The sequence below is a fragment of the Chachezhania antarctica genome (assembly GCF_003646465.1).
Classification (GTDB): Bacteria; Pseudomonadota; Alphaproteobacteria; order Rhodobacterales; family Rhodobacteraceae; genus Chachezhania; species Chachezhania antarctica.
Genome location: NZ_QZEX01000002.1, coordinates 32,705 through 53,753 on the forward strand (window position 1 = coordinate 32,705; position 21,049 = coordinate 53,753).

General features: G+C 65.4%; 22 protein-coding genes and 1 tRNA gene. 6 read left to right on the plus strand and 17 right to left on the minus strand.

The features are described from left to right. Nucleotides 1-271: 271 nt before the first annotated feature. Nucleotides 272-357 (minus strand) — tRNA-Leu (locus D4754_RS03980). 157 nt (nt 358-514) lie between these two features. Between D4754_RS03980 and D4754_RS03985 the strand changes: the two genes are divergently transcribed. Then, nucleotides 515-1,093, plus strand: coding sequence for a YqaA family protein (locus D4754_RS03985; RefSeq protein ID WP_121061643.1), 579 nt, complete (start codon nt 515-517; stop codon nt 1,091-1,093). Next, nucleotides 1,090-1,554 (plus strand): disulfide bond formation protein B, encoded by a 465-nt coding sequence (locus tag D4754_RS03990; protein WP_121061644.1) that lies wholly within the window; start codon nt 1,090-1,092, stop codon nt 1,552-1,554. Before D4754_RS03985 ends, D4754_RS03990 begins: the two co-directional genes overlap by 4 nt. Here D4754_RS03990 and D4754_RS03995 read toward each other — a convergent pair. Next, nucleotides 1,545-2,129 carry an HNH endonuclease gene (locus D4754_RS03995; RefSeq protein WP_121061645.1) on the minus strand — a complete coding sequence of 195 codons (585 nt, stop codon included), beginning with the start codon at nt 2,127-2,129 and terminating at the stop codon, nt 1,545-1,547. The two genes, D4754_RS03990 and D4754_RS03995, sit on opposite strands and share 10 nt — an antisense overlap. A gap of 335 nt (nt 2,130-2,464) precedes the next feature. Between D4754_RS03995 and D4754_RS04000 the strand changes: the two genes are divergently transcribed. Further along, a complete protein-coding gene (locus D4754_RS04000) occupies nt 2,465-3,025 on the plus strand; it encodes a pseudouridine synthase (protein WP_121061646.1) in 561 nt (186 codons plus the stop codon). Between the two features lie 172 nt (nt 3,026-3,197). Here the strand turns inward: D4754_RS04000 and D4754_RS04005 are convergent, their stop codons facing one another. After that, nucleotides 3,198-3,863 (minus strand): alpha/beta hydrolase, encoded by a 666-nt coding sequence (locus D4754_RS04005; protein WP_121061647.1) that lies wholly within the window; start codon nt 3,861-3,863, stop codon nt 3,198-3,200. After that, complete coding sequence (locus D4754_RS04010) at nt 3,860-4,513, minus strand: DNA-3-methyladenine glycosylase family protein (protein ID WP_121061648.1); 654 nt, start codon at nt 4,511-4,513, stop codon at nt 3,860-3,862. Before D4754_RS04010 ends, D4754_RS04005 begins: the two co-directional genes overlap by 4 nt. Nucleotides 4,514-4,589: 76 nt before the next feature. Between D4754_RS04010 and D4754_RS04015 the strand changes: the two genes are divergently transcribed. Next, nucleotides 4,590-5,822 carry an MFS transporter gene (locus D4754_RS04015; RefSeq protein WP_121061649.1) on the plus strand — a complete coding sequence of 411 codons (1,233 nt, stop codon included), beginning with the start codon at nt 4,590-4,592 and terminating at the stop codon, nt 5,820-5,822. Between the two features lie 393 nt (nt 5,823-6,215). On the opposite strand, the gene D4754_RS04020 is transcribed toward D4754_RS04015, so the two are convergent. Genes D4754_RS04020 through cysS form a run of 4 tightly spaced genes read right to left on the minus strand, consistent with a single transcriptional unit; the run spans nt 6,216 to nt 10,652 of the window. After that, the gene (locus D4754_RS04020; RefSeq protein WP_121061650.1) at nt 6,216-6,998 is read right to left on the minus strand and encodes a squalene/phytoene synthase family protein; all 783 of its coding nucleotides are present in this window, start codon (nt 6,996-6,998) and stop codon (nt 6,216-6,218) included. Between the two features lie 6 nt (nt 6,999-7,004). Then, nucleotides 7,005-8,645 (minus strand): citramalate synthase, encoded by a 1,641-nt coding sequence (gene cimA, locus D4754_RS04025; protein WP_121061651.1) that lies wholly within the window; start codon nt 8,643-8,645, stop codon nt 7,005-7,007. Then, nucleotides 8,638-9,261, minus strand: coding sequence for a DUF6680 family protein (locus D4754_RS23830; protein ID WP_163025769.1), 624 nt, complete (start codon nt 9,259-9,261; stop codon nt 8,638-8,640). The genes cimA and D4754_RS23830 overlap by 8 nt, the downstream gene beginning before the upstream one ends. Then, nucleotides 9,258-10,652 carry a cysteine--tRNA ligase gene (cysS, locus tag D4754_RS04035; RefSeq protein WP_121061653.1) on the minus strand — a complete coding sequence of 465 codons (1,395 nt, stop codon included), beginning with the start codon at nt 10,650-10,652 and terminating at the stop codon, nt 9,258-9,260. Before cysS ends, D4754_RS23830 begins: the two co-directional genes overlap by 4 nt. 229 nt (nt 10,653-10,881) lie before the next feature. On the opposite strand from cysS, the gene D4754_RS04040 reads away from it, so the two are divergent. After that, nucleotides 10,882-11,232, plus strand: a complete 351-nt coding sequence (locus D4754_RS04040; protein ID WP_121061654.1) for an MmcQ/YjbR family DNA-binding protein — start codon at nt 10,882-10,884, stop codon at nt 11,230-11,232. Nucleotides 11,233-11,551: 319 nt separating this feature from the next. Here the strand turns inward: D4754_RS04040 and D4754_RS04045 are convergent, their stop codons facing one another. Further along, complete coding sequence (locus tag D4754_RS04045) at nt 11,552-12,694, minus strand: DUF3095 domain-containing protein (protein ID WP_121061655.1); 1,143 nt, start codon at nt 12,692-12,694, stop codon at nt 11,552-11,554. A gap of 199 nt (nt 12,695-12,893) precedes the next feature. Here D4754_RS04045 and D4754_RS04050 point away from each other — a divergent pair, with 199 nt between their 5' ends. Next, nucleotides 12,894-14,084, plus strand: a complete 1,191-nt coding sequence (locus D4754_RS04050; RefSeq protein WP_121061656.1) for a pyridoxal phosphate-dependent aminotransferase — start codon at nt 12,894-12,896, stop codon at nt 14,082-14,084. 18 nt (nt 14,085-14,102) lie between these two features. Here D4754_RS04050 and D4754_RS04055 read toward each other — a convergent pair whose 3' ends face one another. The 8 genes from D4754_RS04055 to sufB form a co-directional block, all read right to left on the minus strand. Then, complete coding sequence (locus D4754_RS04055) at nt 14,103-14,513, minus strand: DUF6232 family protein (protein WP_121061657.1); 411 nt, start codon at nt 14,511-14,513, stop codon at nt 14,103-14,105. Between the two features lie 195 nt (nt 14,514-14,708). Continuing rightward, complete coding sequence (locus tag D4754_RS04060) at nt 14,709-15,926, minus strand: cysteine desulfurase (RefSeq protein ID WP_121061658.1); 1,218 nt, start codon at nt 15,924-15,926, stop codon at nt 14,709-14,711. Further along, nucleotides 15,919-16,509, minus strand: a complete 591-nt coding sequence (locus D4754_RS04065) for a Yip1 family protein (RefSeq protein WP_163025770.1) — start codon at nt 16,507-16,509, stop codon at nt 15,919-15,921. The genes D4754_RS04060 and D4754_RS04065 overlap by 8 nt, the downstream gene beginning before the upstream one ends. Beyond that, the gene (locus D4754_RS04070; RefSeq protein WP_121061660.1) at nt 16,506-16,997 is read right to left on the minus strand and encodes a YIP1 family protein; all 492 of its coding nucleotides are present in this window, start codon (nt 16,995-16,997) and stop codon (nt 16,506-16,508) included. The genes D4754_RS04065 and D4754_RS04070 overlap by 4 nt, the downstream gene beginning before the upstream one ends. Before the next feature lies 1 nt (nt 16,998). Further along, entirely contained in the window at nt 16,999-18,291 is a 1,293-nt protein-coding gene (locus D4754_RS04075) for a SufB/SufD family protein (RefSeq protein ID WP_121061661.1), read from the minus strand. Continuing rightward, nucleotides 18,291-19,046, minus strand: coding sequence for a Fe-S cluster assembly ATPase SufC (gene sufC, locus D4754_RS04080; protein WP_121061662.1), 756 nt, complete (start codon nt 19,044-19,046; stop codon nt 18,291-18,293). The genes D4754_RS04075 and sufC overlap by 1 nt, the downstream gene beginning before the upstream one ends. A gap of 69 nt (nt 19,047-19,115) precedes the next feature. Then, complete coding sequence (locus D4754_RS04085; protein WP_121062211.1) at nt 19,116-19,430, minus strand: YbjQ family protein; 315 nt, start codon at nt 19,428-19,430, stop codon at nt 19,116-19,118. 71 nt (nt 19,431-19,501) lie between these two features. Continuing rightward, nucleotides 19,502-21,043 carry a Fe-S cluster assembly protein SufB gene (sufB, locus tag D4754_RS04090; protein WP_121061663.1) on the minus strand — a complete coding sequence of 514 codons (1,542 nt, stop codon included), beginning with the start codon at nt 21,041-21,043 and terminating at the stop codon, nt 19,502-19,504. Nucleotides 21,044-21,049 lie beyond the last annotated feature (6 nt).

Here is a 21,049-nt window from a genome sequence, read left to right on the forward strand (position 1 = left end):
GTGAGACGCTAGACACGCCCCAAACTGGCGTCAAGGACCGTCATGTCACGGGCCGGACGGCATGGCGCAAACGGACAACTACCCTTTGGGAAAGCCATTCCCCTATGGCGAAAACGCACGGAAAATCCGGCCTTTGCCCCAGGACCCTCGCCGTCGCAAGCGCACCGCGCCGCCCGGCAAAGCCGGGAATGGAACAACAGCGAAACGACAACCGTTTAATCGATGCGGTGAGTCAGGCTAAAGTTAAATGCGGAGAATGCGGCTAAGCCATTGGTACCCAAGGCCGGACTCGAACCGGCACGCCCGTTAGGGCGGGGGATTTTGAATCCCCTGCGTCTACCATTCCGCCACTTGGGCACGTCCCGCATCCCTACAGCCACCACTTTGCGCAGTCCAGACGGATTTTGCCGGCTGGACCATTGCGCCGCGTTGACCGCGCGCGCGGTGCGTGGTTTGTCGCGAACGGGCCCGCCCTCGCGGGATCGCGACCGACCATCAGGGCCAGGAACGACCCATGCTGAAACGCCTTTACGACGGAACCATGCGGCTGGCGGACTCGCCGCATGCGCTGTGGTTTCTTGCGCTTGTCTCCTTCGTCGAAAGCTCGTTCTTTCCGATCCCGCCCGATATCCTGATGATCCCGATGATCCTGGCCCGCCCCTCGCGCGCGTGGCTGATCGCAACGGTCGCGCTGGTCGCGTCCGTACTGGGCGGGCTTCTGGGCTACGCCATCGGTGCCTTCGCCTTCGAAAGCATCGGCAAACCGATCCTGGAATCGATGGGCAAGGCGGATTCGATGGCCGAGTTCAGCACGCGTTTCAACGATTTCGGCTTCTGGGCCGTGCTTGTGGCCGGGATCACGCCGTTCCCCTACAAGGTCATCACGATCATGTCGGGCTGGACGGCGATGCCGCTGTTCACCTTCGTCGCCACATCGATCCTGGCGCGCGCGCTGCGCTTCTACATCGTGGCGGGGCTCTTGTGGTACTTTGGCGAGCCGATCCGGGATTTCATCGAAAAGCGCCTTGGCCTCGTCTTCACCGTGTTCGTCGTCGTGCTGATCGGCGGCTTTGTCGTGGTGCGCTACCTGTGACCCGCGGCCGCCTGATACTGCTGGCCATGGCCGGATCTGCCGCGCTGCTGCTGGGGGCGCTGGGGTTCCAGCATCTGGGCGGTCTGGCGCCCTGCAAGCTGTGCATCTGGCAGCGCTGGCCGCATGTGGCCGCGATCATTGTGGGCCTCGTGGCGCTGATCGTCCCGGCCCGTCTTCTCTGCCTGCTGGGCGCCACCTGCACGTCCCTGTCCGCCGCCTTCGGCCTCTATCACACCGGGGTGGAACGCGGCTGGTGGGAAGGCCCCACGACCTGCACGTCGGGCCCCGTCGGCAGCCTGAGCGGCGAGGACCTGATGGCGCAGATCATGTCGGCGCCCCTGACACAGTGCGATGTCGTGGCCTGGCAGATGCTGGGCCTGTCGATGGCGTCGTGGAACGCTGTGCTCAGCCTCGCGCTCGCCGCGATCTGGATCGCCGCCTTTCGCCGCGATCAGGCCTGAAGCTCGGCATCCCAGTACAGGAAATCCATCCAGCTGTCGTGCAGGTAGTTGGGCGGGAACCGCCGGCCCATGTTCCGCAATTCCTCGGCGCCCGGCTGGCGCGGGGGCTTGCGCAGGGACATCCCCGTCCGGTGCAGCGATTTCGAGCCCTTCTTCAGGTTGCAGCTTGAACAGGCCGCCACGACATTCTGCCAGCTTGTCACGCCGCCGGCAGACCGGGGCACGACATGATCGAAGGTCAGATCGCCCTTCGCGCCGCAATACTGGCAGCGGAATTCGTCCCTCAGGAATAAATTAAAGCGCGTGAAGGCCACGCGCTTTTGAGGTTTCACATAATCTTTCAGCACCACCACCGACGGTATTCGGATCACGGTGCTGGGGCTGCGCACGACCTCGTCATACTCGGCCACGATATCCACACGGTCGAGGAACGCGGCCTTGATCGCATCCTGCCAGGGCCAGAGCGACAGCGGATAATACGACAACGGACGGTAATCGGCATTCAGCACCAGCGCCGGGTGCTGCTTCAGCGCCGCGGGTTCGCGTACAAACTCCGTCCTGAATTCACCGTTCATCGTCACTCTTCGCCCCCTACGCGTCCCACTCCAGCGACCGTAGCCGGGAAAAGCAAGCCCGGACTGCGACCAATAGGCGCCGGATGGGGGCGATGCCGCCCGATGCCGGCGTGTTCCTGCCTGCCGGGCACGATCCCGGCCGCTCGGGCCTTTGCCAGGGGCCCCCGGACCACGCTATTGGTGGCCCCTCTGCGTGTCACTATATATCGCGTTCCAAATGCGGCAAGTGCCAAGTTGCCACTAGATGTGCTTGTCTGATACGTCGATTCCGTGACAGGTGCATGACATTTGTCCACACCCTGCCCCGCACCGCAGCAAGACGGACCGACCCTGCCATGACCCGCCTGATCCGCCTCAACAAACCGTTCGGCGTGCTGTCGCAGTTCACCGACCGTGGCACCGAAGGGTCTCCGCGCCCGACCCTGTCGGATTACGTCCCGGTCCCCGGCGTCTACCCTGCCGGCCGGCTCGACCGCGACAGCGAAGGCCTGCTACTCCTCACCGACAACGGCCGCCTGCAGGCCCGCATCGCCCAGCCCGGCCGCAAGATGCCCAAGACCTATCTCGCGCAGGTCGAAGGCACGCCCACCCCCGAAGCCATCGCCCAATTACAATCCGGCGTCACCCTGAAGGACGGCCCGGCCCGCGCGACCAGCGCCCGCGCCATCCCCGAGCCCGACTGGCTCTGGCCCCGCGACCCTCCGATCCGCGTCCGCAAGTCGATCCCCGACACGTGGGTCGAAATCACCCTGACCGAAGGCCGCAACCGCCAGGTCCGCCGCATGACGGCCGCCATCGGCCACCCCACGCTCCGCCTGATCCGCACACAGATCGGCCCGTGGACCCTCACCGATCTTGCCCAAGGCCAATGGGACGATCTCGACCCCAAGCTCTAGGCCCCAGACTTCTTTGATCCCAGTCTTCTTTGGTCCCAAATACCTCGGGGGAGTCGCGCCAAAGGCGCGGCGGGGGCAGCGCCCCCAACAGCGATCCGGCGCAAACGACGGCGCAATCCGCACCCAACGCCGCGGCCGCCGTAGGGTGCGTGCTCTGCACGCACCGCCGCCCTCAGAACGACAGCTTATCCCTCAAGAACGCCAGCGCCACGCTCAGACCATCCGGCGCAATCCCGTGGCCCGTGCCCTTCATCACATGGGCGAAGACCTCCTTGAACCCGGCCTCCTGCAGCGCCTCTGCCGCCTCGGGCAGGCTCTGCGGCGGGACCACGTCATCGGCATCGCCATGGATCAGCAGCACCGGCATGCGCGAGACGACCTCGTCGGTCAGGTTCTCGGGCCCCATCAGGCGGCCCGAGAAGGCCACGATGCCGGCCACGGGATCGGGCCGGCGGGGGGCGACATGCAGGCTCATCATCGAGCCCTGCGAAAAGCCCACCAGCGCCACCTGTTCGGGCAGCACGTCTTCATCCACCATCAGCGCATCGAGAAACGCGTTCAGGTCGGCGGCGGCCGCCTCGATCCCGCGGGCGGCCTCCTCCTCGGACGAGCCGTCGATCCACGGGATCGGGAACCACTGGAAGCCGAAGGGCGCGCCGGGCACTTCCTCGGGCGCGTCGGGCGCCACGAACAAAGTGTCGGGCAGATGTTCGGCCAGCGGATCGGCCAGCCCCAGCAGATCCGACCCGTTCGCCCCGTAGCCATGGAGGAACACGACAACCGACCGGACCTCCCCCGACACCGGCGCCTTGCGCCCGGCTTCCAGTACACGCGTCATCGAATACCTTCCCTGTTCTTCACCACCCGGTAATAAGACCAGAGCGCCCGCGCGGCAACCGACCGCCACGGGCGCCAGTCCTCGGCCATCTCGCGGAACGCCCGCTCCTTCGGCCGCGCGGGGAGATCGAACAGCACGCGCGCCGCTTCCTGCAGCGCCAGATCCCCCGGCGCGAAGACATCCGCACGGCCCAGCGAGAACATCGCATAGACCTCGGCCGTCCAGACACCGATGCCGGGCACGGCGATCAGCGTGCCGATCACCTCGTCGGTCGGCGCGGTGCGCAGCGCGGTATAGTCGATCCGTGCCTCGGCCAGAGCCTTCGCATAGCGGATCTTCTGCCGCGACAGCCCCGCGGCGCGCAGATCGTCCTCGGTGGCCCACATCACCTTGCGCGGCCCCGTCAGCTTCGCCGCCTGCATCCGCTTCCAGATCGCGGCTGCCGAAGCGGTCGAGACCTGCTGGCTGACAATCGCGCTCAGAAGCTGGGCAAAGCCGTCAGGTCGCAGACGCAAGGGCAACGTCCCGACCTCCTGCAGCACCGGCGCGAACCGCGGCTCGGCCACCGCCAGCCACGCGGCGCCTTCGGCCAGGCAGGCCGGGCCTTCGATGATCCGTTCGGTCAGAACCGGTGATTGCAGGTCGCTCATGGGCCGCACCCTACGTCGCGTAGCAATGCGCGCAAGCGGCTTGTCGGACCCCCGGCCCGGGACTACAGATCCGGGCATGACAGACGCCACGATTTCCCCCGATGCCCAGACCGCCCGCGCCAAGCGCAACGTGATTGTGCTTGTGCTGGCGCAGGCGACCATCGGCGCCCAGATGCCGATGATCTTCACCGTGGGGGGCCTTGCGGGCCAGTCGCTTGCGACGAACCCCTGCCTTGCAACACTGCCGATCTCGCTGATCGTGCTGGGTTCGATGATCGCGGCCACGCCGCTGTCGGCCTTCATGCAGCGCTTCGGCCGTCGCGCGGGGTTCTTCGTCGGCGCCACGGGTGGTGCCGCGGGCGGCGCAGTTGGCGCCTTGGGTCTCCACCTTGGCTCCTTCCCGATCCTGCTGGTCGGCGCGCTTCTGACCGGCATCTACATGAGCGCGCACCAGTTCTACCGCTTCGCCGCCACCGACACGGCCCCCAAGGAATACGAGGCCCGGGCGATTTCCTACGTCATGGCCGGCGGCCTGATTTCCGCCGTGGTGGGCCCGCAGCTTGCGACGCTGACCAGCCAGTCGATGGTGATCCCGTTCCTGGGCACCTACATGGCGGTCGTGGTCGTGAACCTGCTGGGCGCCAGCGTCTTCTTCTTCCTCGACATCCCCAAGGTCCCGCCGCTGGCCGCGGGCGAAGACGGCGGCCGCACCCGCTGGCAGATGCTGAAGACGCCCCGGATCGCCGTGGCGATGATCTGCGGCACGATCTCCTACGGGTTGATGAGCCTGATGATGACGTCGACGCCGCTGGCGGTGGTGGGCTGCGGGTTCCAGGAATCGGATGCGGGCAACATCGTGTCGGCCCATGTGCTGGCCATGTTCGCGCCCTCCTTCTTCACGGGCTACCTGATCAACCGCTTCGGGGTGGAACGGATCATGGGGCTGGGCCTTGCGATCCTGCTCTGTGCCGGGATGGTGGCCCTGGCGGGCGTGGATCTGCTGAACTTCTTCGGAGCGCTCGTGCTTCTGGGCATAGGCTGGAACTTCGGCTTCATCGGCGCCACCGCGATGCTGACAGCCAGCCATACCAAGGCCGAACGCGGCCGGATCCAGGGCCTGAACGACCTGATCCTGTTCGGCGGCGTGACGCTGGCGTCCCTCTCCTCCGGCGGGTTGATGAACTGCTCCGGCGGCACGGCGGTCGAAGGCTGGAACGCCGTCACCATGGCCATGGTCCCGCCGCTGGTGCTGGCCGGCGCTGCCCTGTTGTGGCTGGTCCTCCGCCCCGAGGCGCGAACCCCGTCCTGAGCGATCCGTTGGGTGCGTGCTCTGCACGCACCTTTGCGGACCGGATGTGGTGCGTGCAGGGCACGCACCCTACGATGCTGCCTGAAAGAGGTTCGACCTCAGGCGACGGGTCAACGGCAGGTTCGCGCCCGACCCGGGGGTGGGCGGTCTCACATGTACCGCCTTGAGGTAAGCGAACAACCTTCAAGTCCCGCCCAACGCCTGACCAATTCGCGCCCGCGCTGGGGGGCGGGTCGGGCGCGAACCGGATCGCCAAGCGATCCGGGCTAGAGCCGGGCGTTCTGGACTGAAGGAGGCGTGCCCCGCGCCCTGTTCGTCGTTCTGCCAGATGATCGGCGTGATGATGCGTGCAGAGCACACACCCTACGGCTGCCGCAACTTGCGTGACGTGGCCTACCAGCGCCCGGTCATGCTCGCCGCCATCAAGGACAGCTTCCGCCGCGCCTCGGACACGCCCAGCGATCCGTTCGCCACACGCTCCGGCGCGGCCTTCGCCTGCTCAAGGATCGGGCCGGCCAGCCAGACCGCCAGCATCGCCGGCCGCGCCGACGGGGCAATCGCCCCCCGCGCCTGTCGCGCGGCCTTCAGCCGGTCCAGCCCTTCGCCCGCCAGCGCCCTGACCGCCTCCGACCGGCCATCGACGAGGGGCTTCCGGCCGGCCTCCTCGAACACGGGGATCGCCTGGAACCACGCGGCCAGCCCGGCGGCCCACGCCGCCTGACGCACCGCCGCCTCCGCCTCCGCTCCCGCGCCCAGAGCACGCGTCGCGGCCCAGAGCAGATGGCCGGACGTCCGGTCCAGATGCGCATCGAACGCGGCCGCGTCCTCGAACGGATCGCGGTAGATGTCCCAGCGGCGCGCAAGCACGGCTTCGTCCATCTGTTCGGCACTGGCCCGGTCCAGCACGTCAGCCAGGGGCGTCGCCACCTCGTGCCGCCGGACGGGGCCGCCCTCGGCGATCTCGGCCAGCGCATCGCGCCACCATTGCAGCCGCATCTCGGCGATCATCGCCTCCTGCGTGACCCATGGCGCGCGCGCGATCTCCACGTTGAAGGCATAGAGCGGGAACAGCACCCTCCGCGCGTCGACCGGGGCCGCCATCGCCGCCAGAAACCGGTCCGGGTCGCCCTGCTCCACCAGCGCCGCGCAGCCGTTCAGATCATCGGACAGGGTCACGGGTGCCTACGTCTCCACCGCGCGCAGAGGCGTCACATTGCTGGAATCGTGGATCAGCTTCCAGCGGATCGCATCCAGCAACGCCTCGAAGCTCGCATCCACTATGTTCGGACTGACCCCCACGGTGGACCAGCGATGCCCCTCGCCATCCTCGCTGTCGATGATGACGCGCGTCACGGCCTCCGTGCCGCCCTGGGTGATCCGCACCTTGAAATCGACCAGGTGCATGTCCTCCAGCGGCGCCGAATAGCGGCCCAGATCCTTGGCCAGAGCGTGGCTGAGCGCGTTCACCGGCCCGCGGTCGCACCCCGTCTCGTCATAGCTTTCACTGACCGACAGCTTCTTCTCGCCATCGACGGTCACCACCACGACGGCCTCCGACACGGTGATCTGCTGGCCGCGCGCGTTCTGCCGTCGCTCCACCGTCACCCGGTAGCGGTCGACATGAAACAGCTTCGGCATCTGCCCCAATTCGTCCCGCGCCAGCAGCTCGAACGAGGCCTGCGCGGTGTCATAGCTGTAGCCCTCGGTCTCCCGCTCCTTCACGCGGTCGAGGATCCGCGTCAGCGCCGGATCACCCGGGGCCACCTCGATCCCCGCGTCCGACAGACGGCGCCGCAGGTTCGACTGGCCTGCCTGGTTCGACATCGGGATGATGCGCGCATTGCCCACGACGCCCGGATCGACATGTTCATAGGTCGCCGGGTTCTTCAGGATCGCACTGGCATGCAGCCCCGCCTTGTGCGCAAAGGCCGACGCGCCGACATAGGGCGCCTGCCGCATCGGCACACGGTTCAGGATGTCGTCCAGCATCCGGCTGACCCGCGTCAGCCCCTTCAGCGCCTCGACCGATACGCCGATATCGAAAGCACTGGCATAGGGCTCCTTCAGCAGCAGTGTAGGGATCAGAGAGGTCAGGTTGGCATTGCCGCACCGCTCCCCCAGCCCGTTCAGCGTCCCCTGGATCTGCCGCGCGCCCGCTTCAACGGCGGCCAGCGAGCCCGCCACCGCCATCTCGGTATCGTTATGGGTATGGATCGCCAGCTTCTCGCCCGGCACGCCAGCGGCGATCACCTCACCCACGATGCGCCGGATCTCGTCCGGGACGGTGCCGCCATTGGTGTCGCACAGCACCACCCAGCGCGCGCCTGCATCGAGAGACGCCTTCAGCGTCGACAACGCATAGTCCGGGTCGGCCAGGTAGCCATCGAAGAAATGCTCGGCATCGAACAGCGCCTCGCGCCCGGAGCCCGTGATATGCGCCATCGAGGCGCGGATGTTTTCGACATTCTCGTCGCGCGGAATACCAAGCGCCTCGTCCACGTGGAATACATGCGCCTTGCCCACAAGGCAGACCGACCCGGTCCCCGCGTTCATCACGGCCGCCAGCACGTCGTCATTCTCCGCCGACCGCCCCGACCGCTTGGTCATCCCGAAGGCGGTGATCTGGGCCCGCGTCTGGGGCGACGCGTCGAAGAACGCACTGTCGGTCGGGTTCGCGCCCGGCCAGCCGCCCTCGATATAGTCGATTCCCAACGTGTCGAGCGCCTGCGCGATCTGCACCTTGTCCTTGGTCGAAAACTGCACGCCCTGCGTCTGCTGACCGTCCCGCAAGGTGGTATCGTAAAGATAGAGCCGTTCAGCCATTGATTTGATCATCCTTGGTCTCTTTGCGAGCTGCGTGTTCAAGAATTTCCTGAGACTCACGAGCCGATCGCAAAATATTCTCCGCATGCCGAACATCGACCACTTCTATTGGCAGGGCACGCTTGCCATCTTTCAAATCCAGTGCGAATTCCCGAATTTGACTTTGCTGATCTTCAGCTATGTTAAAGGCTTCTGGGCGGTAGCCCCCACGAAGAAGTTTGATTTGTTCGTGGGCGTATCCTAGGACCTTCCCCATTTCCGAAGTAAGCTGAGCGTTCTGATCCTCGACCTCTCGGATCAACCCTTCAAGGATCTCACTGTCTGCGCTCCGCCAACGCGCTTTATCATTGTAAAGTAACAATAATTTATTGAGCTCTATGATTACTTGAGCATTGCGCGAAAACTCGACTTCAACCAAATTCAACGCAGCGACCCTTTCCAAACTCAGCTGTGCACGCCTTGTGCCCATTAGAGTTCTGAAAATCGCCATACGCCGTTCGCGACGCCTATCTCTGGTTTGCAGGTAATGCGCAACCATCACAGCAGTTAGTGGACCCAAGACGATTGCACAAAGGGTTAGCCAATCCTGGAGGGCAATACGAGAAAATTCACTCACTCCAGCGTCTCCAGCTTGGAAGCATCGAAGCCCGACCCGGGCATAAGCTCCACCCCGGCCTTGCTCATCCGCACTTCCACCCCGGCCTCGACCAGCGCGGCCTTCATTGCGTCAACGGACGAGAAATCCTTGCTCTCCATTGCCGCCGCGCGCAGCGCCGCAAGCCGGTCGGCAAAGACCGTCAGGTCCGGCCCGGCGGAAACCCATGCGCTCAGTTCTCCGGTCAGCAGGCCCATGAACTGCGCCGAGGCAAGGAAGATCCCCTTCTCGACATGGCAATCTTTCTGCGGATTCGCCGCGATCTCCCGCGCCATGGCGTGCAGCCGCGCAATCGCGCCCGCCGTATTCAGGTCGTCGGCCAGCAGATCAACCAGTTCCTGATCCGGCCCGGAAGGCTCGGCTTCCACCACCAGCCGATGCCAGCCGCGCAATACGCCTTCCGCCTCCTTCGCCTTCGCCGCCGTCCAATCCATAGGCTTGCGATAATGCGTCGACAGGAAGACGAACCGGATCACCTCGCCCGGAATGCCCTGATCCAGCAGATCCCGCACCGTGAAGAAGTTGCCCAGGCTTTTGGACATCTTCTTGCCCTCCACCTGCAGCATCTCGTTGTGCAGCCAGTACCGCGCGAAATCGCCCTTGGGATGCGCGCACCGGCTCTGGGCGCATTCGTTCTCGTGGTGAGGAAACAGCAGATCGTTGCCGCCGCCGTGAATGTCAAAGCTCTCCCCCAGCAGAGCGTAACTCATGGCCGAGCACTCGATATGCCACCCCGGCCGTCCACGGCCCCAGGGGCTGTCCCATCCCGGCACGTCATCTCCCGACGGCTTCCAAAGCACGAAATCCATCGGATTGCGCTTGTAAGGCGCCACCTCGACGCGCGCGCCCGCGACCATGTCATCGACCGACCGGCCCGACAGCGTGCCATAACCCGCGTCGCTTTCGACCGCGAACAGCACGTGCCCCTCGGCCGCGTAGGCATGGCCCGAGGCAACCAGCCCCTCGATCATCGCCACCATCTGCGGCACGAACTCCGTAGCCCGCGGCATCTTATCGGGCGGCATCGCGCCCAGTTCGGCCATGTCGTCTAGGAACCACTGCGTCGTCTCCGCCGTGATCCGGTCGATCGGCCGCCCCGATTCCTCGGCCCGCGCGATGATCTTGTCGTCGATATCGGTGAAGTTCCGCACGTAGCGTACGTGATCCGGCCCATAGACATGCCGCAGCAACCGGTTCAGCACATCGAACACCACCACGGGCCGCGCGTTGCCCATATGCGCCCGGTCATAGACCGTCGGCCCGCAGACATAGAGCCCCACCAGCGCAGGATCGAGCGGCTCGAACCGCTCCTTCGTCCGGCTCTTGGAATTATGCAGCCAGATATCTGTCATCGCACAGGGCTCCTTCGCGCATGGCCGTCAGATCAGGGGCGCGGGCCTCTAGCGGTATTCTGTTGGAAAAGGGTAAAGAAAACCGGCCCGCTGGAGTGATCAGCAGGGAATGCAGCAGATAATGATGATGCCGAAACGGTTCATGGCGTCGCCATAGCACGGGGAACCGGCTCCGCCAAGCCTTATCCTGCTTGTTGCGCCCTGGCCGGCCCTGCGCCACGCTGGTCCCATGAGTCGCACCCTGATCGACGATATCTGCGCAGCCCTTCCGGGGGCAGAACGCGCCAACGCCACCGAGGGCGCGCTGGAATCCTGGAAGGTCGGCGGCAAGATGTTCGCCTGCTTCGGCACCCGCTCGGGCGAGGGCGTATCGGTCAAGACCGCCGATACCGAAACCGCCCGCATGCTGATCGACGCCGGTGCCGGGGCCAAGGCGCCCTACTTCCACCCCAGCTGGATCCGCCTGGACGAGTCCACGCCCGAAACCGACCTGCGCCACCGGATCGAGACGTCCTACGACCTGATCCGTGCCAAGCTGCCCAAGGCCACGCGCACCGCCCTGCCCCCCAGGACAGCCTGACCGCCGGGTCCTCTTCGCGGAACCGCCGTCGCGCTGCCGATCAGAACCGGGGGATGGTCTGCGTCAAGGGGGCGCCAGCCCCGCGCGGCACGCGCGGCTTGCCCTTGATCCGGGCGATCTCCCGGTTCAGGCAGCACGTGCGATGGCGGGTTCGGAAAGAGGACGCAGACCCTCTTCATGGTGAGCCAGAGCACCCTCACCCCAACCCCATCAGACCCCCGCGGCGCAACGCGCCGCATCGCGCCCGAGGCGGGTCGGCGGATGCGGCACGCATCCGCCGGGGCGGGCGGGTGGGCCCGCCGAGGGCGCGATCCCGGCGTCAGCCCCGAAGGACTGCCGCAGCCCGCGTATAGCCGCCGCTCGCCCCGTCGACGAAATGGACGTGATCGTCCCGCATCACGGCCGGCACGATGCAGGTCATCATCGCCTCCGCCTGCTCGTGAATCCCGTACCGGGCGACACCTGCCCTGGCCGCAAGTTCCAGCCGCGACCGAAGCGCCGCAAGCGTCGCGGCATCCAGGTCCAGCGTCATCTTCAGACCGTCGTCGAACTTGCGGAAGTCGGCATTGGCCGAAACCGTCCGCGCATAATGCGTGGGATCGAACGATCCCAGCTTCAGCTTGGTCCGGAACAGGGCGAAGCTGAACAGCGTCTCGGCCAGCACCTTGCGGAACGCGGCCCCGAAGCCGCCCGTGCCCCGGGTCGCGTGGGCCTCCAGCCGCGCGCCGGGCGGCGGCCAGGATGTCCCGGGCCCATCGACCGGCACCGGATGCCCGCCCCGCGCCACGTCGCGGGTCAGCCCCACCAGATCGCGCACCAGGTCCGAGAACCCGGCACCACCCCCCGCGGGCAGGACGACAAGCGACACGATGGTCCCGTTCTGCGCGCGGATATGCGACCAGCGGCACGACAGCCCGGTCAGATCGGGCGGCTCCGACGTTGCCGGGGCGTCCAGCGCGAAGGCGCCGGTCTTCATCTGTTCCTCGGCCCAGGCCATGCCCCCGCCCGAGAACATCGCGTAGTCCACACCGCTGGCCACGGCGTAGCGCGCGACCTGCAGGCTGTGCCCGGCCGCGCGGATCTCGGCCACGCTTACCAAGGCCACGCGCAGCGTCAGGTCGAACTCTTCGAGTGCCCAGGCCTGGACCGCGACCAGCGCCGCTTCCGCCGCCGCGCGCCTGTCCGGCGGCACTGCAAAGCCAGCGCCGTCACCGCCGAACACGAAGGGAAAGGCCAGCGACCCATGCGCGTTCACCTGGGCCGAGATCACGGCCGCGCCGACCATGTTCACGGTCTTGTAGCGCCCGGCCTCGATCGCCGCGGTGGAATTCTCGATATCGGCAAGGCCAAGAACCCAGTCGTCGGGCAAGGCCACGTAGGCCGCCGGATCCGCCAGCGAGTCGAAATCCGAAACCTTCGGGACCCGGTCATAAAATCCCGTTTCCTCATCCGTCTCTGCCATAACCGGGTTCCTTTCGCGTGCAACATGGTCTTCTCCGACTTGGACCCTGCCCCGGTCCCGTCAAGCGCACCATTGCCCACGGCGCGCCGGCGGTCACGCACTTCCGCGTGATGGCCTGGCCCGGACTGCCGCCGCGTTCCCGCGTCCGCGGGCGAATGGTCCGGTTGACAATCCCGGCCCCGTTACCCGATCTGGCGCCATGAAACTTTCCTCTCGTATCCAGTCCCTCTCCGGCAATGCGTCCGGAGCGTGGGACCTTTTCTTCCGTGCCCGTACCCTGATCCAGGAGGGCGAACCGGTCGTCGAACTGACGGTCGGAGAACATGATGAACGCACCGATCCGGCGATCCTCGACGCGATGTATGCCTCGGCCGAAGGTGGCCATACCGGCTATGCCGCGCTGCCCGGCACGGATTCCCTGCGGGAAACGGTCGCCGCCCGGGTGCAGCGCCAGACCGGCGTGCCCGCGACGCTGGAAAACGTGCTGATCACCGCCGGTGGCCAGTTCGCCCTGTTCGCGGCCCATCACGCCGCGCTCGACCAAGGCGATACCGGCCTGATCATCGAGCCGCATTACGCCACCTATCCCGGCGTGATCCTGTCGCTGGGCGCGAATCCGCATATCGTCGCCGCCCGCCCCGAAGACGCGTTCCAGCCGCGCATTCCGGATCTCAAGGCCGGGATCGAAGCCGCGGCGGCCGCGGGCAGCCGGGCCAAGTCGCTGCTGATCAACTCGCCCAACAATCCCACGGGCACTGTCTACGATACCGAAACCATGGACGATCTGGCGGCGTTCTGCCGGGACGAGGATCTGTGGATGATCTCGGACGAGGTCTACGACACGCAGGTCTGGCAGGGCACGCATGTATCGCCCCGCGCGCTGCCAGGGATGGCGGAGCGGACGATCGTCGTGGGCTCGGTCTCGAAATCCCACGCGATGACGGGGTCGCGCTGCGGCTGGGTCGTAGGCCCTGCCGACGCCATCGCGCATATGGGCGAGCTGACGACGCACACCACCTACGGCGTTCCGGGCTTCGTGCAGGACGCCGCCGAATTCGCGCTGAACATGGGGCCAGAGGCCGAGGCACGCGTCGCCGAACCGTTCCGCCGTCGCCGTGACCTGGCGCTGAAGGTGCTGGCAAAGCAGAACACCGTCACGGCGATCCCGCCGCTGGGGGCGATGTACGTGATGCTGGATATCCGGGCCACGGGCCTGTCGGGGGCGGAATTCGCTCACCGTCTGCTCGACCGTCACCGGATCGCCGTGATGCCCGGCGAAAGCTTCGGAGAGGCCGCGGCCGGCCACATCCGCGTTGCGCTGACGGTGGCCGACGACGTGCTGGAAGGCGCGCTTGAAACGCTGTGCGCCTTCGCGGCCGATCCGTCCTGATAGAACAGGGTTCGCCGGTTAAACGGCGGCCCCTTTCGCCCCGTCGATGGCGGCTTTGGCGGCTTCCAGTTCGTTCGGGTCGCGGCCGATATGGGCCTTGTGCTCACCCGCCTTGGTTTCCATCACCAGCTGATAGGGCCGCATGATCACCTTGCTGGCGACGATCAACGTCATGATCACGATCCCCAAGAGGATCCCAAGATCGGCGGCCGGGTCAAGCAGGTTCTGTGTACTGTCGAAAACGGTCATCGTGTGCAGCGCGGTCAGCACCAGCAGGACACAAAGCACGACGGTCCAGACGATCTCGAACCGCTTCCGCGCGACCGAGACAGTGGCGACATCGGCCAGCGGCGTTTCATACCCGTCCATGACGACGGAGGTCGCCGTTACCGTGATTCCGCCCGTGCTGTAGATCGGCTGTTCGCTCATGTTCTGTCTCCCCGCGCAAGCGGTCCTGTTATTGCCAAGGTCGTGCAGGGTCAAAAACCCGTGCCGTCGGGAAGACCGTAACAGCCCGGACCGGCAATGCGCACCCTTTCCGCCCGCCAAATGACAGGTTTTTGCGGGCCGCGTGTCCGGAAAGCCGCTGCGAAAGGCGCGGCTTGACCCCCGAACGGTCAGGCGTCAGGCAAACAGATCGTGCGCCAGTTCCAGCGCGTCGATCAGGCGGTCGACCTCGGCTTTGGTGTTGTACATGCCAAAGGAGGCGCGGCAGGTGGCCGTCAGGCCAAGATGGTCCATCAGCGGACCCGCGCAATGATGGCCCGCGCGGACGGCGACGCCCTTCTTGTCGAGGATCGTCGACAGGTCATGGGCATGGGCGCCTTCCATGGTGAACGAAAAGATCGCCCCCTTGCCCGGCGCCTTGCCCTGCACCTGCAACCAGTTCAGACCGTCCAGCCGCGACGAGGCATAGACGGCAAGCCCGGCTTCGTGCGCGGCGATCCTGTCCATGCCGATGTCCATCACGTAATCCAGCGCAGCGCCCAGCCCGATGATCTGGACGATACCCGGGGTGCCCGCTTCGAACTTCATCGGCGGGTCATTGTACAGAACGGTGTCCTTGTGGACCTCGCGGATCATGTCGCCGCCGCCGTGGAAGGGGCGCATTTCGGCCATGCGGTCCGACCGGATCCAGATCGCGCCCGAACCCGACGGCCCGTAGATCTTGTGCCCCGTGATCGCGTAGAAATCGACGCCCAGGTCGTCGATGCTGACGGGCATGTGTACCGCGGATTGCGAGCCATCTACGAGCACCGGCACGCCGGCGGCACGTGCACCTTCGGCAATCGCCTTGATGTCGGTCACCGTGCCCAGCACGTTCGACATGTGCGTGATGGCCACCAGTTTCGTTTTCGGCCCGATGGCATCGATCACCTTCTGCGGATCGAGCGAGCCGTCCGCTTCGGTATCCACCCATTTCAGCACCACCCCCTGCCGTTCCCGCAGGAAGTGCCAGGGCACGATGTTGGCGTGGTGCTCCATCACCGACAGCACGATCTCGTCGCCGGCCTCCATGCGGGGCATGGCCCAGCCGTAGGCCACAAGGTTGATGCCTTCGGTGGTGCCGGAGTTCAGGACGATCTCGTCCTCGTTCGCGACACCAAGGAAACGGGCGATCTTGCCGCGCACCGCTTCGTAATTGTCGGTCGCAAGGTTGGAAAGGTAGTGCAAGCCACGGTGAACGTTGGAATATTCGTGTGAATAGGCACGCGTGATCGCGTCGATCACCACCTGGGGCTTCTGGGCCGAGGCGCCGTTGTCGAGATACGTCAGCGGCTTGCCGTTCACCTCGCGCGACAGGATCGGGAAGTCGACGCGGATCTGTTCGACGTCATACATTTGCGGTCTCCACGCCGGGGAAGCCCAGCATTGTCAGCAGGATCGACATCGCAACCACCAGCGCCAGCCCGGCGGCAACAAGCGCCAGCGCGGCGCGGCCAAGGGAATAGAACCGATGCGCGACATTGATGAAATGAAGGCCCACATAAAGGCCGTAGACACCCGCCGCGACACCGAAGACCCCGGATATCAGGGGAGACACCATGAGCAGCACCGTCGCCACCACCTGCACGCACACACGCAGCACCTGCAGCCAGACGAGGGCGCAGAGGATGTCTTCGAACGATCCCTGCCCGCCCAGAAGCCGGCCGGTCCACCAGACCATCCACGACGCCACCGTCAGGAAGCCCGCGACGACGCCCATGTAGACGAGCGGGTTGGCCAGTATGCCCGGCAGGGGCCACGGTCCGGGTATCAGGATATTGGACAGGACCAGCAGCGCGGTGTTCAGCGCCGCCATCAGAAGAAGGCCCGTCCAAAGCGCCTCGCGCCCGGGCTTCAGGCGCATCACCTCTTCCGCGCCATCGGCCGGATTGGTGATCGAGGTCCAGACAAGCTGCCGAAATTCCACGCTCGTGATCACGCCGCCGCCTCCGCCCGCTCTGCCTGCCTGAGCCCTGCAAACCAGAACCAGGCGAAAACGGCAAGCCATGCGGCGCCCACGATCTGCAATGCCGGGCTGGGCCCGATGAAGCCCGCGACAAGGCCGTTCAGCAGGACCAGCGGGCTGGAGGCCAGCAGCGCCCAGAAAAGCGCGACGCGCGCGCCGTAGAAATCCCCACGGCCGCCGAAGATACGCGCGATCAGATGGCTGATCGCGGCAACAAGATAGAAGAACAGCGGCGCGATGAAGAGCCAGCCCAGAAGACTGCCCCCCAGAAGCGCGTTCAGTTCCTGACCTGTCAGGTGCGCGACACGGGCCAGCCGCGGCAGTTGCGCCACGAAGATCAGGGCACAGGCGCTCATCAGAATGACCAGCGCCCGCGCCTCGTTCTCACCGGCTTGCAGCAGACGTCGCACGACCGCGCCCGGCCCACGATAGGTGGCCGCGATATCGCGCGTGACACTCATCTTACCGCCGCCGGGCCAGCCAGGATTCGATACGGGCCAGGATCTCTTCACCCAGGTCGCGATCCTCGATCTCGTCGATGGCCTCGCCAAGGAAGGCCAGCGTCAGAAGATCCGTCGCCTCGCGGTGCGGAACGCCGCGCGCGCGCATGTAGAACAGCGCCGTCTCGTCGATCGCGCCCGAGGTCGAACCGTGGGAGCACGCCACGTCGTCGGCGTAGATTTCCAGCTCGGGCTTGGCAAGAAACTGGCTGTCCCCGTCCAGCAGAAGCGATTGGCTTTTCTGGTAGCCATCGGTCTTCTGCGCGCCGGCCTTCACAAGGATCTTGCCCTGAAAGACGCCGACGGCGCCGTTGCGCAGCACCTTCTTGAACACCTGACGGCTTTCGCAGTTCTCGGCATTGTGGGTGATGAAAACGGTGTCGTCGTGGTGGAATTCGCCACCATTCGCCCCGTCGCCCACGCAGGCGCCCGCGATGTGCACCACGGCATCGTCGCCCGTCAGTTCGACAATCGCCTCGTTCCGCGTCAGACGGCCATTGGCGGTCATGGTGAAGCTTTTCAGCACAGATTCGCGGCCCAGCCGGGCAAAGATGTGCGTCACCGCGCGGCGGTCGTGGTCGCGTCCCTGCGCCCGCACGTGATGCAGCGTACCGCCATCGGCGATGTCGATCTCCATCACCTTGTTGAGCCGCGCGGCCGCCGGGCCGTTTTCCAGCACCGTCAGCGCCGCACCGGATTCGACGCGCAGGACGTGGTGCAGCACCGCGTCCGAGGTGTCGGACTGGTGACGGTAGATCAGGCTGACCGGCTTCGACGGCTTGCCCGTCACCCGGATCAGCACGCCATCGGTGGCCGCCGCCGTGTTCAGCGCGGCCAGCGGCCGGTCGACAGGGTCCTGCCCGCGTTCTTCCAGCGTGCCATAGAGATCGCGTGCCCAATGGATGTCGGCGCCCTGCTCGGCCGCCAGCATCCCGATCTCGATCCCTTCCATCGAAAGGTCGTCGGACGCATCGGCATCGAAGACACCATCGACGAAGACGATCTTCAGCCGGTCCCGCTCACCAAAGATCGGGCCTTCGTCATGGGTGAAGGTCGCGGCTTTTGGCACTTCGGGGGTGACAAGCGAATCCGGGCGGGTGAATTTCCAGTATTCATCGCGGCGGTCGGGCAGACCCTCCTTGCGCAGACGCGCCAGTGCCGCCTTCCGCGCCGGGGCCGTCCAGCCACTTTCAGGGATCGTCAGCGCGGCAATCCGCGCTTCGGTCGCTGTCTGTTTCGGGTTTGCCAATGCCATTACGCGACCTCGGACAGGATATCGGTATAGCCGTTATGTTCCACTTCCAGCGCCAGTTCCGGCCCGCCCGATTTCACGATGCGGCCTTCCGACATGATGTGGACGACGTCCGGCTTGATGTGATCCAGAAGCCGCTGGTAGTGCGTGATCACAAGGAAGCCGCGGCCTTCGCTGCGCAGCGCGTTCACGCCATCGGCCACCAGCTTCATCGCGTCGATGTCGAGGCCCGAGTCCGTCTCGTCCAGGATGCACATCTTGGGTTCAAGCATGGCCATCTGCAGCACTTCGTTGCGCTTCTTCTCGCCGCCCGAAAAGCCCACGTTGACGGGGCGTTTCAGCATGTCGGCGTCGATCTTCAGCGCCTTGGCCTTCTCGCGGATCTCCTTCAGGAAATCGGTCGCGCTCAGCTCGTCCTCGCCGCGCGCCTTGCGCTGAGAGTTCACGGCCGTGCGCAGGAAGGTCATGTTGCCCACGCCGGGGATTTCGACGGGGTACTGGAACGCCAGGAACAGGCCTGCCGCGGCGCGCTCTTCCGGTTCCATCTCCAGCAGGTCGGCGCCTTCCAGCATGGCGGAGCCTTGCGTGACCTCATAGCCGCCCTTGCCCGACAGCACATAGGACAGGGTCGATTTGCCAGACCCGTTCGGCCCCATGATCGCATGGACGGTGCCGGCCTGGACTTCCAGATCGACGCCCTTGAGAATTTCCTTGTCCTCGACTTCGAGGCTCGCGCGGAGATCGGTGATCTTCAGCATGCGTACAATCCTTCCTTCGGACCGGCGAACCGCTGTCGGCCGGTAAATTTCATCTTTTAATTCAGCCTATTACGACAGCACGACAGCAGTGCCGGACGCCGACACCATCAGCATGCCCTCGCGCACGACCTCGTAATCCAGATCGACACCGACGATGGCATTGGCCCCCATCTGCCGGGCGTGGTTCTGCATTTCGGCGAGCGCGGTTTCGCGGGCCTCGTTCATCTTGCTTTCGTAGGCGCCCGACCGGCCGCCGATCACGTCGGTCACGCCGGCCAGGAAATCGCGGAACACGTTGGCACCCATGATCGTCTCGCCCACGACGATGCCCTTGTATTCGGCAATCGAACGGCCTTCGATCGAGTTGGTGGTGGTGACGATCATGTCATCCTTGCTCCAGAAGCTCATGTCCTGCGTCCCCTCATAGTCGTCCGGATAATCCGTGGCGGAGGGCCTTAGCCCACCGAGCCTTCCAGCGAAATCGCAACCAGCTGCTGGGCTTCCATAGCGAACTCCATCGGCAAGGCCTGCAGCACGTCCTTGCAGAAGCCGTTGACGACCAGCGCCACCGCTTCCTCTTCGTCCATGCCGCGCGCGCGGCAGTAGAACAGCTGGTCTTCGTCCACCTTCGATGTCGTGGCCTCGTGCTCGACCCGGGCCGAGTTGTTCTTGACCTCGATATAGGGCACCGTGTGCGCCCCGCAGGTGGACCCGATCAGCAGGCTGTCGCACTGGGTGAAGTTCCGCGCGTTCGTGGCCTTGGGGTGCATCGACACGAGCCCGCGATAGGTGTTCTGCGCATGGCCGGCGGAAATGCCCTTCGACACGATCCGCGACTTGGTGTTCTTGCCAAGGTGGATCATCTTCGTGCCGGTATCGGCCTGCTGCCAGTTGTTGGTGATGGCGATGGAATAGAACTCGCCCTGGCTGTCGTCGCCGCGCAGGATGCAGGACGGGTATTTCCACGTCACGGCCGAGCCGGTTTCGACCTGGGTCCACATCACCTTCGACCGGTCGCCCCGGCAATCGGCGCGCTTGGTGACGAAGTTGTAGATCCCGCCCTTGCCGTTCTCGTCGCCCGGATACCAGTTCTGGACGGTCGAGTATTTCACCTCGGCGTCTTCTTCGGCGATGATCTCCACCACGGCGGCGTGCAGTTGCGAGGTATCGCGCTGCGGTGCGGTGCAACCTTCAAGGTAGCTGACGTAGGAGCCCTTGTCGGCGATGATCAGCGTGCGTTCGAACTGGCCGGTGTTTTCGGCGTTGATCCGGAAGTAGGTCGACAGCTCCATCGGGCAGCGGACGCCCGGCGGCACGTAGACGAAGGAGCCATCCGAGAAGACGGCCGAATTCAGCGTGGCGTAGAAGTTGTCGGAAACCGGAACGACGGAGCCGAGGTATTTCTTCACCAGTTCGGGATGTTCGCGGATCGCTTCCGAGATCGAACAGAAGATGACGCCGGCCTTCTTCAGTTCAGCCTGGAAGGTCGTGCCGACGGAGACGGAGTCGAACACAGCATCCACGGCCACCTTGCGGCCTTCGGCGGGCGCGTCTTCCGCGCCTTCGACGCCGGCTAGGATCATCTGTTCCTTCAGCGGAATGCCCAGCTTCTCATAGGTGGCCAGAAGCTTTGGATCGACCTCGTCCAGCGATTTCGGCTTCACCTCCATCGACTTCGGACGGGCGTAGTAAAACTGGTCCTGGAAATCGATCTCCGGGTAGTCGACCATCGCCCAGTCGGGCTCTTTCTTGGTCAGCCAGCGGGCATAGGCCTCAAGCCGCCAGTCGGTCATCCACTGCGGCTCTTCGTTCTTGGACGAGATCAGGCGGACGATATCTTCGGTCAGGCCCTTGGGGGCGTAGTCCATCTCGATATCGGTCTGCCAGCCGTACTTGTAGCTGCCGGCCTCGCGGACGGCGTCCACGGTTTCCTGATCGACGCCTTCCTTGACGACGGTTTCGGTCGGTCCTGTCTGCTCGGCGGTCTGATCGGCCATGGGGCC